Origin of the sequence: Sphingobacterium sp. xlx-130 (assembly GCF_011007405.1) — a bacterium.
Classification (GTDB): Bacteria; Bacteroidota; Bacteroidia; order Sphingobacteriales; family Sphingobacteriaceae; genus Sphingobacterium; species Sphingobacterium luzhongxinii.
The window spans coordinates 126,374-142,443 of the sequence record NZ_WFKN01000002.1; the positions used below are offsets into that span (position 1 = coordinate 126,374).

Sequence of the window (16,070 nt, forward strand, 5' to 3'; positions counted from 1 at the left end):
GTTAAAAATTAACTTGAACACCTAGATTGAACACCTTTTGCAATGGATAAGCGAGCCCGTTACCACGCATTTCAGGGTCCCACAATTTGAAATCCGATATGGTAAATAAATTGGTCCCACTCGCATATACGCGTGGGCTTACCCCCCTAAAGTCTTTAAACTTATATCCCATTTCTACTGATTTTAGGCGTATAAAACTTGCTGAACGCATCCAGTAGTTGCTACGTACAAAATTATTACTGTTACCTATCCCCGTGTTACCAACATCGGGAGACAATCGTGGCCAGTTTGCGTATTCATCTCGATCCGTTTCAGTCCATAAACTCTCCTTTATAAAGTTCAACATCGCTCTATTCCCTCTTCTTCCTCCCGATGTGACGTTAACAAAAGGAGCCATAGCATTGGCATCCATAAAAAAAGAATAGCGTGATGAACCTTGAAAAAAGGCAGAAATATCAAAATTCTTAAATCCAAATGAACCACCTATACCGTACTGTATCTCTGGAGTTCCTGGATAACCAATAGGGACAATATCATATTCGTTGATCATCCCATCGCCATTGATATCTCTATATTTGATATCTCCTGCTTGATACTTCGTACCTGAGCCAGCAACCATCTGCACGGGTGAATTCAACACCTCGTTTTCGTCAATAAATAAGCGCTCTGCTACATAACCTTGCGATTGACCGACTTTACGGCCTATGACAGATCTCCATGGTGCGAAACCCGAATAATTCAATTCATCGTATTCGGTAATTTTAGATGAGCCGTAGGTAAAGTTCCCTCGCAAGATATACCACATACCGTTGAAAAATGACTTATTATAATTCAAAGTCAGATCAAGCCCTTTTCCTACCGCAGCACCATAATTAGTTTTAATCTCTGAAGCCAGACCTACAATAGAAGGTATATCTTTACGCACCTGTACGATATTAGTTCGGTTTTCATGGTACACTTCAGCGATCAGCAAGAGTTCGTCATTCAGAAAGCCCAGCTCTACTGCTAAATTTGTTTTATAAGAAACTTCCCAGGTGATCAAAGGATTGGCATAGCGAAGTATATCTATAGTCGGTCGGGTGAAGGTAGAATTGGGATTATTCCCGAAATAGCCAGCATTAGGCCCATTAAGGTTAATATTGGAGGTAAAAAAGAAGCGATCTGTATCCTCAACAATCACATCATTCCCCACCAAACCATAGGTACCACGCAATTTTAGTTTAGAAAACACGGGCTTCAGTCCCTCAAAGAAAGGCTCGTCTGACACCTGCCAACCTAGACCGATAGATGGAAAAAATCCCCAACGGTATTTAGGATCGAAACGCTCGGATCCATTTAATCCAAAATTAAGTTCTGCAAAATATTTGTTGGAATAGCCATAGGTAAAACGTCCCGCTAGAGCCACATTTCGGGATGGAAGTGACGAATCTAAATTTTTTGGGCTTCCATCCATCCTGTCCTTTATCGACCCTACCAATAAACCACCTAGATCATGCTTGCTGAATCTACGATTATAAAGTAGCGCTCCTTCAGCATATCCTGTTGCTTCTACAAACTTATTACCTGCGGTATAGTCAATATTATCGGAACCACCTTCAATATTGAGGTTAGCCAATTGATATGGATAAGGATTTGTAGGGTCATAAGTTCCTCTGATGTATTGGTAATAGAATGGCTTATAGCTCCGTTGAATATTGAATCCAGAGTAGCGTGTCAGACTACCAATAAAACGGGCTTTTAGACCAGTGGTAACCGAGGCAAGATCCTGATGCAATTCCAATTGCGTCAATAACGTATTATTACGCACATCCTCGTAGCCACGCATCACATCCGCATAAGGATTGATATAATCAGGCCCACCATTACCATAATCATCCCCCGAATAATTCCCAAATAAAATCCTATTAAGATATTGGGTATTGTAATCTGGTTCATAATAAGCAGGAAACAGCACCGGATTGGCCATCAATGATTTACCATAGGTATTTGCGCCCCCACTTCCAGATTCACCGATAGGCCCCGTATAATCATCAAAATTCGCACTCACGCGTACCTTAGCCTCTAATGATTTGTTGAGATTTAAATTTACATTAGAACGAACGGAGTATTTTTTAAGGTTGATATTAGAGTTGAAAGGGTTTTTATTATCCACTTTTAATATTCCATTATCTTGCGAGAAGGAGCCTGCTAGGTAATAGGTTGCCGCATTTCCGCCACCAGTAAGGTTGATGTTAGTGCGGTGGTTCAAGGAATGATTTTTAGTCAGCATGTCCTTCCAATCTACAGCGGGATATACATTTGGATTTCTATTTGGGTCTTTGGTAAAATCTATTTTGCTCTGCGAATAAGTTAGTTCGCCGTGACGGGTCATACTAGCTATATTAGCATACTCCATATAAGTGACAGGATCAGCCACATCTACCTTAGTAGTGGGTGTAGACATGGATGTTTCATGTCTAAACGAGACTTTAACACTTCCTTTCTCCCCTTCTTTAGTGGTCACCAACACTACTCCATTAGCTCCACGCGCCCCGTAAAGAGCTGTAGCTGAGGCATCCTTCAAAATTGAAAAACTTGCAATATCATCGGGATTTAAGCGGGACAGATCTTTTGCCGTCATCTCCACATTATCAATAAGAATAAGTGGTGATGTCAATCCGCTTCCAAAAGAAGTCACACTGCGCACAAAAAATTGCGCATCCTCCTCACCTGGAGCGCCTGTAGACTGATAAGCCACTAAACCTGCCATGCGACCAGCCAGAGCGGTTGTCAGGTTGCTGGATGGAGATCTTAGATCTTTGACATTGACGGTGGTTATGGAAGATACCACGCTCTCTTTGGCCTGTCTACCAAAGGCCACGACAACGGTCTCCTCCAATTCTTTATTATCCTTAGCCAATCGGATGTTGATCAACTTGGAAGCACCAACCTTCACCCGCTGTTGGATATAGCCGACCATCGAAAATATCAATGAATCCCCTTCATTAACCATCAATTCGTATACCCCATCGACAGCCGTATTGGTGCCTATTGTTTTGCCTTTTATCAATACGCTCGCTCCCGATATTGGGGAGTCATCTATAGCATCAGTCACTTTACCTGTAATACGCTGCTCTTGTATAACGGGCAATTCTCTAACTATACCTTGTGTCGGGTTGGGGACGGTTTTACTTAAGGAGGCTTTAGGTGCCTGTGGTTTTATCACGATGGTATTCCCCTCCAAGACCCACGCTGCAGGCTTGTCCTGCAACAGTCTCTGCATCGCCCTTTCGATTTGAAGACCTTCGATATCGGGATTAACCTTTATCTGCGCGAGGTCTCTACTTTTTATAAAAAACTCATATCCAGTCTGCTGTTGGATACTTTTCATGGCCTGCACCAATGACATCCCCTTCGCCTTCAGGGTGATATTCTGTGCAAACCCATCGGCCCATACTGCTGTAATATTTAGCAAAATAAGTACAACTATCAATTTCATAATTAAGAGCACACGGTTAACAGAAGGCCTATGTAGCCCTTCAGGTTTTGTTTTAAAAATCATACATTTGTACTGTTTAGATCATATTGTAATTTATTAAAATGAGAAATCTTCTCTTTGCCTAGAGATAATAATTACGATAGACAGCTATAACATTACGGGCAGTGTTAGCGCACTGTCCGCTTTTTTGGTCCACCTTTCTTTTTCCTTTCGTTTTATTCCATAGTAGTGTTATTGGTTTTTAGTTGAAGATTAATAATTTATTTCTTTCTCCGGTACGTTCGAGTCTAAATTTAATACCGCTACTTTCTAGAATATTAAGAACCTCTCTTAGACTTTTACCACGGTTGATACTTGCGTATAGATGTATAGGTTTTACTGCGTTATCGACACTGAAATCAAAATCATACCAGCGGCTCAGTATTTTAAGCGCCTCGTGTAGTTCTATTTCCTCAAAAACAAACTGATTGTCCTTCCAAGCGATGTAAGGGCCTACATCAACTTTTCTTTTGCTCAAGCCCTTCTTACTGCTCACGCCCTGCTCTCCCGGGATCAATGACAAAATTTTATCGGCTACGTGTAGGGACACCGCACCTTCTACCAAGGTAGTACGGGTATCTCCTTGATCATCGGCATACGCCTTCAGGTTAAATTGTGTGCCGAGCACTTCTACTTGCTGTTGAGCGGTTTTGACCATAAAGGGAGTTTTCTTTCCCTTTTCAGTAACCGTAGAGACATCAAAATATGCCTCTCCCTCCAGCTCTACGAGCCTGCTATCTCCCTTAAAGCGTGAAGGGTATATTAACTTTGAATCGGCATTCAACCACACCTTCGTACCATCAGACAGTGTTATCTGATACTGCCCTCCTTTTGGAGTAGCGATTGTCGCGTACACGACCTCCGCGTTATCCATTGCTTGAATCAACGTACCGTCCTCATACTGTAATTGATCTCCCAATACTACGCCATGCTGGTCTTGACTCAACTCGATAATACGTCCATCCGAGAGTGTGATAGAAGCCCTATTACTCCCTGGTGCCAAATCCTCAACTATAGCTATTTGCGGATTATTAAACATTCCCTTATAGTACAGTAAAGCACTTAACGACACGACAACAATTGCGGCTACATAAGGAAGAAATCTACGAAACAACGTTACTTTAGGTCTGCTATGAATTTTGGAAAGGGTATTTTCTAGCAATCGGCGCTGTCTATCTTCCTTTTCTTTGTCTATGGAAAGTCCCAAATACATCGCTGTATCTTCCAACAGCGTATGATCATCCTCCAAAATCACCAACAAACGGCTAATAGACGGATTATTTTGGACCAATTCATTAAGCTTGATCAACTCTTCGCCCGTAATGGTACCTTCTATTTTCTTCTTGATTAACTTGGCAATTTCTGAAGTATTGTACATATTCTTTCCCCTTAATACTACCAATACGAAGCAAAATGAAAAATCTTAGTAAAAAAGTGAAATAAAATCAAAACAGCTACCTAAAACATCCAATTCCTCTCAAAAACTTATTTATCAATATAACTATCAATACTTTACATCTATCAGTATCGATCTTTTGAATATACGGATGGCCTTTGCTGGATTGGTATTCGGAAGGCCTGCAATATACAGGTTAGTACTATCTTGATAAGTTACCTTAGCCTCAAAATAAAGGCGAACGGGTGTAAGATCAATAAATTTGGTAATCCCTGTTTCTTTGAACAACTGCTTCTTAAATGGGAATGAACCGTAGTAGATTCCTGACTTTTTCGGATACTGATATACTTTCTCCCACGACACCTGATAACTGCAGGGAAGCATTATCGGATAACCAGGATTGTTCTTATACCAATATTTGATCAGTTGAATTTTCTCTTCGGGGTAATCTCTACTTTTTTCGGACAAGGCATAGTATACCGATAAGCCTGCACCCGGTAATAAACTGGATAGCCCGGTACCAGCCTCACGTCTTTCGGAATGATCTTTATAGATCTTGCGGACAAGCGGATAATAGTAATATTCTTTGCCATCATTGGTCATGATATTAAAACCATCACCTTCTATGTCCTGGGTAAATTTTAAGGTGGAGATACCGGAAGAAAACTCAGGCACATCAGCAAAAAGGCCGCGGTCATATCGACTACTTCATTCTTGGCAGGATCTATTTTATATACTTTATTACTCTTATCCGCACAGATATAATATCTCCATATTGATGATTTATATTGACATTGATATCGTCATTATCCAAAAAATATTCGGCCCCACAATGATTACAGAGGTAATGTTATTCTTTTATAGTTTGTTTCTTTACACTCCCCCAATGTGGACATTTTAACGCCTTAATTTGTTTTGCCTTGCTCGCTACAACAGATTATAAGATTAAAAGTATAAAAAAATCAATTCTATGGTTCGCGAGTTCCAAGTCAGACTATTTCTTTACTTCTTTTATCCCCTACGTTGAGTTTCATACTTTATGGTATACCTCATTAAACGGAACGCGAAAGCGTTCACCCCAGATTCCCTCATTTCCTTTACGGATACCGCAAGAGATAATCATATTTACTTCTGCACCATGGGGCAATTTCAGTATCTTCTTTACCCGCCGATGGTCAAAACCTTCTAAGGGACAGGTATCGTAACCTTCATTGGCCATGGCTATCATAAAAGTCTGCGCAGCCAATGCACAGGTCTTGTGTACCACTGTGCGCACATCACACTCGGAGGTCTGTCGCACCATAGGCCGAAAAAGTCCGACAGTACTGACCAGTATCTTTCGAAACAGCCCGATAATTCCAAAAAAACGCGTGTAAAGGATTGGCATCAACCAGCCATAATACAGCTCCCGGTCACGGATACGGCTTTCCTGCCTATCCAAAGGACTATTCCGCTCAATATTCCCCTTTTCAAATGCTAATACAGCTTTTGCCCGCCGACGGTGCAAATCCTGCCGTGTCACAAATACCACTAGTTCGGAAGCTGTACCTACAGCAGACTGTCCTAGACTAGCATGGGTAAGCTGCTGCAACAGCTCGGGACTGCACACGTGATAAAACTCCCAAAGCTGCATATTAGAACTGTTGGGAGCCAATGTAGCCATCTGGACACAGTGCTTGACACGCTCGCTATCCATCGCTTTCTCGGGATCGTAGACCCTAACAGAACGGCGATAATTCAATACTTCTTCTAGATTCATCCTTATATTTAGTTAATACAAACCCACAATCGGTTCTCGGAGTTATTTAACGTTTACTCCTGGCACAGATTTCAACAGGTTATAATACGCTACAGTAGAATGATGCAGCATAATCTGTGTTTTGTCCTTACTATAATCAAACCTCTCAAAATAGCCACTATCCGGATATAGGACAACCTGTCTACCAGTACGGACGTATTCATTGCTATGGGCAAATTCGGGAATAACAAAATCGGGATAATATTTTTTAATCTGCTTGCCTGTAAACTGTCCTAAATATTTCTGATAGCGATCTACTGCTTTCTGAGATGGCCGGGTAATTTTTTTATACAGCGAATTGAAAAACAACCGTTTGAAGAAGCTTTGCTTTTTTAGTGTTGCCTGCAGGGCTGGAACGGGATTGACATCGGGCAGATCGGCTATCGTCTGCACCGTGAAAGGAGACTGGGGTACCCAATCTTCGGTATTGACCACATGTTGCGACCAGCCATCGCCAAAGGCATGTTCGTAATCATAAGCAAAATAAAGGTTCCCAGGTTTGGGACTAGCGCTGGTATAGACCTTGATGCGCATATCCGCGGGCAACCTACCCGTCTTTTGCAACTGTAGCAGGTATGCACTCATAATGTAGGTGATGCCACCGCCTTGGCTATGACCAGAAAGAACATAATCCCGGATACCAGCTTGATAACAGGAGTCAATCTTAGGCAATATATCGCGCAACAGGAAAGCCGAGCTGAAAACATAACCTGCATGTACAGCGGCCTCCGGATGCTCAGCCAACGTATAGCTAAATTCAAAATCCTTCTCGATCTTCAATACACCTTTAGCAGGAATCTGGGCCGCAAATAAATTGGCCAACCAGCTCTCCCCTTCACGGGTAGAGCCTCTGGTACAGATCACAGCCACTTTTTTATCCATCAACCATAGCTGCCAATGGTTGACCAGTCCGATCTCTTCACTTTTATAAACGAGGTGCGAACGCGTTGGGACAGGGACAAATTTTGCTATCTGGGGACTTTCAGAAAACCGCGCATTGATAGACAATATCTCCGCAAATTCGGCTTTATCAAATCCCGGCCGCAACACCTGTGCTACCCCGCTCCTATATAGTAATAAGGCGAAAAAGCAAACCAAAATGGTTTTTATAAAAGCTAATGATGTGATCTTGATCATGTGACGTCTGATAATAAGGGGCAATTTATGACTTTTAGATTAGAATATTTCGCATAACTTAGAGATACACTATATGATAAAGTTTTTAAAACGAAGTATGCAGGTTATATTAGCCCTCCTGATAGTGCTCGTCTTGGTGACGCTGCTCTACATGCAACACGACAGATTTGGTGCAAAAGCCAGCGGCGCGCGCCTAGCTCTTATGCAAAGCAAGCCCAACTACAAAGAAGGAGCTTTTGACAACCTGGAACATACGCCAGCATTAGCCGAAGGCACCAGTTACTCGAAGATGCTTTCTGAGTTTTTCTTCGCAAAAAAGGTAAGAAATATACCTAAGGCATTAATACCGGTCGAAAAACACGATCTCTATAAACTTCCGATCGACAGCAATCTCTATGTGTGGTTTGGACACTCCTCGTACTACATACAATTGGATGGCAAAAGGATATTGGTAGACCCGGTATTTAGCAAGTATGCCACACCGGTAAGGGTTTCTGTACGTGCTTTTGACAGCGAATACGATTATCAGGTGGAGGATATGCCGGATATCGACCTCTTATTCATCACGCATGACCACTGGGACCACCTAGACTATAACACCTTCATGAAGCTCAAAGGGAAAGTCAAACATATCGTAACTGGACTTGGTGTCGGGGCTCATCTAGAACAATGGGGCTACCCTGCCGGCCAGATCACCGAACTATACTGGGGAGATAGCACACAGGTCGATGGTTTTCAGGTTAATTCAACAACGGCACGACACTTTTCGGGACGTACTTTCAAACGAAATACAACGCTATGGTCTTCATTCGTCCTTACTGGCTCAAAAAAAATATTTATCGGTGGCGATAGCGGATATGGCAAACACTTCAAAGAAATAGGCTCAATTCATGGCCCTTTTGATTTTGCGATACTCGAAAATGGTCAGTACAACGCAATGTGGAAATATATCCATATGATGCCTGAAGAAGTGGTCGATGCGACAAAAGATCTACAATCAAAATATTTGATTCCGGTGCATTCGGCAAAGTTTCCCCTCGCCAACCATGCCTGGGATGAACCACTGATACGCGTCAGCAAGGCCGCCAAAGAGCAAAACATCGATATCATCACGCCAAAAATAGGCCAGGTTGTATATTTAGATCAGTTTGCCCCATCCTCCGCTTGGTGGCAGGCACTAGACTAGCAAACATATTTTTTATTTTATTAATCTACATTAAGTTCTATCAAAAAAACTTCTACGAACTTTGTAGTACATAAACAGAAAAAGAAATAAGACATGAAAACTCTATTAAACGTATTTATTGCATTTGTCCTTTTTACGAACATGGGCTTTGCTCAGGTAGGCTGGACGATAGATCCTGCACACACAAACGCTAGATTTGAGGTCAAGCACTTAGGTATCGCGATTGTAGATGGCGCATTCACCAAACTGGAAGGCTCTGTAGAGACTGCTAACGCAACAGATTTTAACAAAGCAAAGGTAAATTTTACTATCGATGTCAACAGCATTGACACCCGTGTGGAAATGCGTGATAATCATCTAAAAAGTGATGATTTTTTCAATGCAGAAAAATACCCTAGCATGAAACTGACCAACGCTACCTTAAAAAAAGCCAAAAACAACAGTTTTATACTGACTGGAGACCTAACCATCCGTGATGTCACCAAATCGGTTGTTTTTAAGGTAACACAAAATGGGGGCATCATTACAGATCCTTGGGGAAAAACCCGTGCAGGATTTACGGCAACAACAGCTATCAACCGATTTGACTACAATATAAAATACAACGATAAACTACCTACTGGTGTAGACGCCGTGGCTCCAACCGTAGAAATTATCGTTCATGTAGAAGTTGTGAAAAATTAGTCAAACCTTACTCAAAGCACAACAGGTGCTACATTATAATTGCCTTTAAATGCATCTTACAATATTGCATTTAAAGGCAATTATCGTTAAGTTTATACACGAAAAACAAACGAAACAAAAAGAATTAGCGCAAATGGAATTAGCGGTCAAGAATATGGTCTGCAAACGGTGTGTATCGGCAGTAGAGGACATCCTCAATCGATTGGAGGTACCTTTTTCGAGTGTACAACTGGGCACGATACAATTGGCAGACCCTATAGCGGTGGATAAGGTAAAACAGATCGGAGCGGAACTGGAAAAAATTGGTTTTGAGCTGATCGATGATCCGAAAGACAATCTAACCAAGGAAGTGAAGACCTTGCTAATTGAACTCGTAAACGCTGAAGATGCAGAAGCGATTAAACTATCGGTCTATCTCAGTGAAAAGCTGGGCATAAACTACCATACAATCAGTTCGATATTCTCTCAACAAGAGGGTACCACCATCGAGAAATACCATATTCAGTTAAAAATTGAGAAGGCGAAAGAACTACTATCGTACAATGAGCTATCGTTAAAAGAAATCGCCTACGTACTTAACTATAGTAGTGTAGCGCACTTGAGCAAACAGTTTAAAGAGATAGCTGGCGTATCGGCCACTACATTCAGAAATCAGAAAAACATAGACAGAAAATACTTGGATCAGCTGTAGCAAGCAACATGAGAAAAACAGAAGAGATAACCAGTTTTTTTTATAGCCAATACTTTGCGGAAGGCTTAAGGATTACTATTGGCACCATAATACCTGTCGTGATATGTGCGTTCTTTGGCGAATTCAAGACGGGCACGCTTATTTCTTTAGGTGCACTGATAGTCGGATTATCAGACACGCCCGGTGCGCCAAGACACCGTAGATTTGGGATGGTCTACTGTACCTTGCTCGGAATAATAACGATCTTTATCACGGCTCTCTTCAACAGCTCTTTACCATTGATGACGATCACCATCGCAATATTTGCGTTCTTATTTTCTATGCTTGCCGTATTTAATGCGAGAGCCGCTACGATAGGTACGATGTGCCTGTTGGTCATGTTGATCAACATTGATGATGTGTACACGCTCAAACAAGAATTCACCTATCTTTTGTATTTTTTGATCGGCGCTGTATGGTACATGATCATCAGCTTTTCAATCATGCAGGTGCGTCCATATCGATTGGCGCAGCAGGAGCTCTCTGAAACGATCTTGCAGGTGGCAGAATATTTACGCCTAAAAGCTAATTTTTATGATACCAGTATCGACGTAGATGACAACTATATCAAGCTAATCGAAAGTCAGATCGCCGTTAATGCCCATCAGGAAAACGTACGGGACATCCTCTTCCGTAGTAAACGATCTATCAAAGATACCACAAAAGAAGGCCGCTTTTTGTCACTAATATTTAATGATATTAACGACCTCTTCGAGCAGAGTATGACCACCCATTATGACTATGATAAGGTAAGGATAAACTATGGCCCCTCCGGGATCTTGGAAAAAATAAAAGATGTAATCGTTAAAGCGACACATGAATTAGACAATATTGCCTATAAAATCAATGCCAACAAAATTCCCAAGCCGATACATGACCTGGAAGCCGAAATCGATAAATTACGTATAGCGGTAGATAGATACGATAAAACCTCTGAACAAAGTGTAATTCCGTTAAAGAAAGTCCTGATAAACATCAGGACGATTACCAAACATATCCGGGATATATACAACTATGGACAATTTAAGTCTGTCAATGTAGAGAAAGAAGAAATACAGCATAGCCGTAAATTTCTCCGTAACGAAGCCCTTAATTGGGAAAAATTCAGAGACAACCTCAGTATAAACTCCAGTATTTTCAGGCATGCATTAAGGATGTCCATTATGCTTGCAGGGACCTACCTGACCCTCAACTTACTGAATTACCCTGGATTTGGAACCTATTGGATATTACTTACAATATTGGTGATATTGAAGCCAGGTTTCGGGCTCACCAAGGAAAGAAATGTACAACGTCTCATCGGTACAGTCATCGGCGGAATTATAGGCGGTATTATCCTCGCCACAGTTCCTGACCTGACAGCTCGTTTTGTGATACTGATCTTCTTCTTCTTGATCGCCTACAGTTTGTTCCGTGTCAATTACATTATGGCGGTTATTTTTATGACACCTTACGTACTGATCATGCTCAGCTTTACCGGTGTCAACACTATCGAGATGGCTAAAGAACGTATATTAGACACCTTTATAGGTGGATCGCTTGCTTTTTTGTCGAGTTATATCGTTTTTCCAAACTGGGAGAGTTTTCAGATAAGGGCTAATATAAGGAGCTTGCTCATTGCCAACTACCATTATCTAGCACAGGCTATAAAGGTATTATCTGGGAACACGGAAGATGTAACCTCCTATAAATTGGCGCGTAAAGAAGTGTATATCGCTTCCGCTAATATGGGTTCAACCTTCCAGCGCTTACTCACTGAACCCAAATGGAGGCAGAATCTAACCAAAGAGGTCAACCGATTTGTCATCCTCAACCACGTATTTTCCTCCTACACAGCAACCCTCTTGACGCAACTTCATGATGCTGAAGACCATCATTTTAATAATGCACACTTGAGACAGCTGTATAAAGCCTTGGGACATCTGGAGAAGACTATTAATTATGTCAGCGAACAGGATGATACAGCATTCGAACCCGTGCAGGGCGTAGAAAAACTGGATACGGATGAAACGGAAAGTGATGATGGTCGGTTAATCACGGAACAACTGCAATTTTTGATCAAAATATCGGCTGATATACAAAAAATAACGACCGACTTTACGGGGAAAAGCGAAATTATCGAAAAAACTAAACTAAAGATAAATGGAGAGCGTCTATGATGTCCTGATAATCGGGGCTGGCCCTATAGGTATTGCCTGTGGTATCGCAGCTAAAACAAACCACCTCGATTATATAATACTTGAAAAAGGGTGTCTGGTCAACTCGCTTTACCATTACCCCGTAAATATGACATTCTTTTCGACAGCAGAAAAGCTTGAAATAGGCAATATCCCGTTTGTTTCTATAAATCCTAAGCCAAAGCGGGCAGAGGCACTCGAATATTATAGAAGGGCAAATACCCACTTCCAATTAAATACCCGGCTTTTTGAGGAGGTGATAGGCTATAGCAAAGAGGGAGATTTATTCAAAGTAGAGTCTGAAAAAGGATTCTATATAACGAAACATATTATTGTAGCTACAGGCTTCTATGATATTCCAATGTACTTGAACATCCCTGGTGAAGAACTGTCCAAAGTAAGCCATTATTATAATGATCCGCACTACTATGCCGATCAAAATATTATTGTTGTGGGTGCCAGCAACTCTGCTATCGATGCCGCTCTGGAAGTGTATAGAAAAGGAGCAAACGTAACTCTGGTGATACGTGGCAATGAAATCAGTCCAAGGGTAAAATATTGGGTCAAGCCAGACATTGAAAATCGTATAGCAGCAGGAGAGATCAAGGCCTACTACAATAGTGTACTAACTAAAATTGAACCCGACAGTGTGCATATAGCCACCAAAAATGGAGAGGAAATTATCGACAATGATTTTGTAATAGCCCTTACCGGGTACCGTCCAAATTTTGACTTTTTAAGATCATTGAATATAGAGATCTCCACAGAATCACCCATGATCCCAAATCACAATCTAGACACGATGGAAACCAATATCAACGGAATCTATCTTGCAGGGGTGGTTTGTGGCGGATTGAATACCCATCTCTGGTTTATCGAAAACTCGAGAATACATGCCGATCAGATAATTAAGGCGATTATTTCAAAAGCTACGCTTTAAGCCCCCTTATAAAAATAGCTGCCATCTTTTTCTGCATGACAAGGATGGCATCAAACTCTTCTTTATTAGGGATAAAACTGCTTTTCAAATCCTTGACAACTACCAAACGCATCCCCATAGAGGAAAACAAGAATATTTTAGAGATCTCCGCCAGATCGACATCCATCAACTCTCCACGCTCTACCCCTTTACGGAATACATTCTGAATGACTTCTCTTTGGTTTTCGAAAGAATCGACAAGCAGCTGATCCAGTTCTGAAGAAAGATCTTTACGCATCAAAACCGTATATTCGAGGATGTAATAATATTTTTTGACAAATTCCATCCGTTTCTCCAGTACGATAACAATGGCTTCAGAAACAGAGTTTATATTTTTGATAGATGCTGCAATATCCTCTTCCAGTTCTTCTACTACATGCTCAAGAACAGCAGCGTACAGACTATTTTTATCCGGAAAATAGTAATATAGAAGGGCCTTTGAAAAGGATAGATCCTTAGCTATTTCTGCCATTGTGGTCTTCCCCATACCATAATGGGCAAATCTTCGTTTGGCGGTCTCTAAAATCTTTAATCGCTTTTCATCAGCATTTTTCGGCATATTGAAATAAAATAAGATTGTTTAATAATTCGCTTTATTGCTATCTTTACGCAACAAAACAATTTAAAGGTAATACTTTAATTTGAATTTTTAAAAGCAAAGGTCAAATCGATACTAAGTGGACGTATTAAGCAACATCTCTTTAAAAAATCTAAACACTTTTGGTGTACCAGCTTTAGCCAGACAACTCGTAGAGGTACAGGATGAGAAGGTCCTTGTAGACTTATATCGTAAAGGATATTTTCAACGAAAGTTCTTTGTCCTGGGAGGAGGTAGTAATGTCTTGTTTACCCAAGATTTTGAAGGAACCATTATCAAAATATCGAACAAAGGCATTCAGCATTTCATAGAAGGGTCACACATATTTGTCACAGCAGCAGGGGGAGAAATATGGAACACACTGGTTTGGTACTGCATCGACCATGGCTTTGCTGGCTTGGAAAACATGGCGCTCATTCCAGGTACAGTAGGAGCATCCCCAATTCAGAATATAGGAGCTTACGGCGCAGAGCTCATGCATATATTCTACAGTTGCAGAGCTTTTGATACACGCACTGGAGAGTTTAGAACATTTTCCAATAAAGAGTGTTCTTTTACGTACCGAGATAGTATATTCAAAAGCAAACATAAAGGCCGATACATTATACTATCGGTCACGTACAAACTGCACCTTCATGCCAACATAAACACCAGTTATGGCGCAATAGAATCTGAACTAGCGAAAAGAGGGATCTCAAATCCTAACATAAAGGATGTTGCGGAAGTTGTCTCCCATATTCGTGTTGAAAAACTACCTGATCCATCTACCGTGGGAAATGCAGGAAGTTTTTTTAAAAACCCGATCATCTCCAATACTCAACTGGCCGAATTGAAAAAGAATCATCCAGATATCGTATACTATTCCCTTGATAACGAGGAGTCCAAAATAGCTGCAGGATGGCTTATTGAACAAACAGGATGGAAAGGAAAAGAGATCGGTGAAGTAGCCATCTGGAAGAATCAAGCCTTGGTCATTACCAACAAAGGGCGAGCTACAGGAATTGAAATACTTGAAGTCTCTTCACAGATTATTAATACTGTCTATCAAAAATTTGGCATAAAACTCGAAAGAGAAGTAAATATTTTATAGAAAGTTTTCCACATTTCTTAAAAACTTCCTGGAGACTAAAAACGTTAATCTTTGTTAAACCTGTCGCCAGACTGGTTTTGCTATTAAATTTATCTACTCATAACAAAAATTTAATCTTTATCGATAAAAACTAGCACAGTCTTTGTTCATTATTACTTGAAAAACAAGTGAGGTATAAACTAATTAGAGATCGGTATATTTTCTGTACCTAGAGAGGGCCGTAGTTTATTTAAAAGCAAAGTAATGTAGAACAAATAAAACCAACGCTATGAACAGAATGGAATTTAACAATTTAGTTATTCAGCATTCGATTTCGTTAAAGTCGTATGCACGAAACTTTACAAAAGATCAAGAGGATGCCAATGACTTAGTACAGGATACCGTCGTAAAAGCCATCACCTATTTCAAAAACTTTAGAGATGGCACCAATTTAAAAGGATGGCTCTACACCATCATGAAAAACACCTTTATAAACAACTACCGCAGACTCACCAAAACAAATACCTTTATCACACAAGAAGAAGACATCTCTCCTTCCAACTTACTCGTTTCGGCTCACCTCAATACCGGCGAAAACAAGTTTATCATGGAAGATATCAACAAAGCACTGGCTACACTGAGCGATGAATATTACACACCTTTCACCATGTATTTTGAAGGATACAAGTACAATGAAATAGCCGAGTACTTACAGATCCCCATTGGAACTGTCAAGACTCGAATACATGTAGCTCGGAAGGTGATGAAAAAATCATTATGTGCCTACAAATTCAATTAA

At 40.8% G+C, this 16,070-nt stretch carries 13 protein-coding genes; 7 read left to right on the forward strand and 6 right to left on the reverse strand.

Translation table 11 applies throughout. The features are described 5' to 3' along the window. Nucleotide 1 precedes the first annotated feature (1 nt). The 5 genes from G7B18_RS02895 to G7B18_RS02915 form a co-directional block, all read right to left on the reverse strand. Nucleotides 2-3,478 (reverse strand): SusC/RagA family TonB-linked outer membrane protein, encoded by a 3,477-nt coding sequence (locus G7B18_RS02895; RefSeq protein WP_205600313.1) that lies wholly within the window; start codon nucleotides 3,476-3,478, stop codon nucleotides 2-4. Between the two features lie 241 nt (nucleotides 3,479-3,719). Next, the gene (locus G7B18_RS02900) at nucleotides 3,720-4,895 is read right to left on the reverse strand and encodes a FecR family protein (RefSeq protein ID WP_164122048.1); all 1,176 of its coding nucleotides are present in this window, start codon (nucleotides 4,893-4,895) and stop codon (nucleotides 3,720-3,722) included. 126 nt (nucleotides 4,896-5,021) lie between these two features. Beyond that, nucleotides 5,022-5,588 carry a hypothetical protein gene (locus tag G7B18_RS02905; RefSeq protein ID WP_164122049.1) on the reverse strand — a complete coding sequence of 189 codons (567 nt, stop codon included), beginning with the start codon at nucleotides 5,586-5,588 and terminating at the stop codon, nucleotides 5,022-5,024. A 355-nt stretch (nucleotides 5,589-5,943) separates the two neighbouring features. Next, nucleotides 5,944-6,672, reverse strand: coding sequence for a nitroreductase family protein (locus tag G7B18_RS02910; protein WP_164110764.1), 729 nt, complete (start codon nucleotides 6,670-6,672; stop codon nucleotides 5,944-5,946). Nucleotides 6,673-6,714: 42 nt separating this feature from the next. Further along, nucleotides 6,715-7,848 carry a lipase family protein gene (locus G7B18_RS02915; RefSeq protein ID WP_164110767.1) on the reverse strand — a complete coding sequence of 378 codons (1,134 nt, stop codon included), beginning with the start codon at nucleotides 7,846-7,848 and terminating at the stop codon, nucleotides 6,715-6,717. Between the two features lie 73 nt (nucleotides 7,849-7,921). Here G7B18_RS02915 and G7B18_RS02920 point away from each other — a divergent pair, with 73 nt between their 5' ends. From G7B18_RS02920 to G7B18_RS02940, 5 genes are all read left to right on the forward strand, one after another. Next, complete coding sequence (locus G7B18_RS02920; protein ID WP_240452756.1) at nucleotides 7,922-9,034, forward strand: MBL fold metallo-hydrolase; 1,113 nt, start codon at nucleotides 7,922-7,924, stop codon at nucleotides 9,032-9,034. Between the two features lie 93 nt (nucleotides 9,035-9,127). Continuing rightward, complete coding sequence (locus tag G7B18_RS02925) at nucleotides 9,128-9,718, forward strand: YceI family protein (protein WP_164110769.1); 591 nt, start codon at nucleotides 9,128-9,130, stop codon at nucleotides 9,716-9,718. 49 nt (nucleotides 9,719-9,767) lie between these two features. Further along, on the forward strand, nucleotides 9,768-10,409 hold the full coding sequence (locus tag G7B18_RS02930) for a helix-turn-helix domain-containing protein (protein ID WP_205600314.1): 642 nt from the start codon (nucleotides 9,768-9,770) through the stop codon (nucleotides 10,407-10,409). Nucleotides 10,410-10,417: 8 nt separating this feature from the next. After that, nucleotides 10,418-12,607 (forward strand): FUSC family protein, encoded by a 2,190-nt coding sequence (locus tag G7B18_RS02935; RefSeq protein ID WP_164110771.1) that lies wholly within the window; start codon nucleotides 10,418-10,420, stop codon nucleotides 12,605-12,607. Then, a complete protein-coding gene (locus G7B18_RS02940) occupies nucleotides 12,591-13,565 on the forward strand; it encodes a YpdA family putative bacillithiol disulfide reductase (protein WP_164110773.1) in 975 nt (324 codons plus the stop codon). Before G7B18_RS02935 ends, G7B18_RS02940 begins: the two co-directional genes overlap by 17 nt. Here G7B18_RS02940 and G7B18_RS02945 read toward each other — a convergent pair. Further along, complete coding sequence (locus tag G7B18_RS02945) at nucleotides 13,555-14,163, reverse strand: TetR/AcrR family transcriptional regulator (protein ID WP_164110775.1); 609 nt, start codon at nucleotides 14,161-14,163, stop codon at nucleotides 13,555-13,557. The genes G7B18_RS02940 and G7B18_RS02945 overlap by 11 nt on opposite strands. Before the next feature lie 118 nt (nucleotides 14,164-14,281). On the opposite strand from G7B18_RS02945, the gene murB reads away from it, so the two are divergent. Together murB and G7B18_RS02955 are read left to right on the forward strand one after the other, a co-directional pair. Next, a complete protein-coding gene (murB, locus tag G7B18_RS02950; RefSeq protein ID WP_164110777.1) occupies nucleotides 14,282-15,292 on the forward strand; it encodes a UDP-N-acetylmuramate dehydrogenase in 1,011 nt (336 codons plus the stop codon). Nucleotides 15,293-15,560: 268 nt separating this feature from the next. Beyond that, the gene (locus G7B18_RS02955) at nucleotides 15,561-16,070 is read left to right on the forward strand and encodes an RNA polymerase sigma factor (protein WP_164122050.1); all 510 of its coding nucleotides are present in this window, start codon (nucleotides 15,561-15,563) and stop codon (nucleotides 16,068-16,070) included.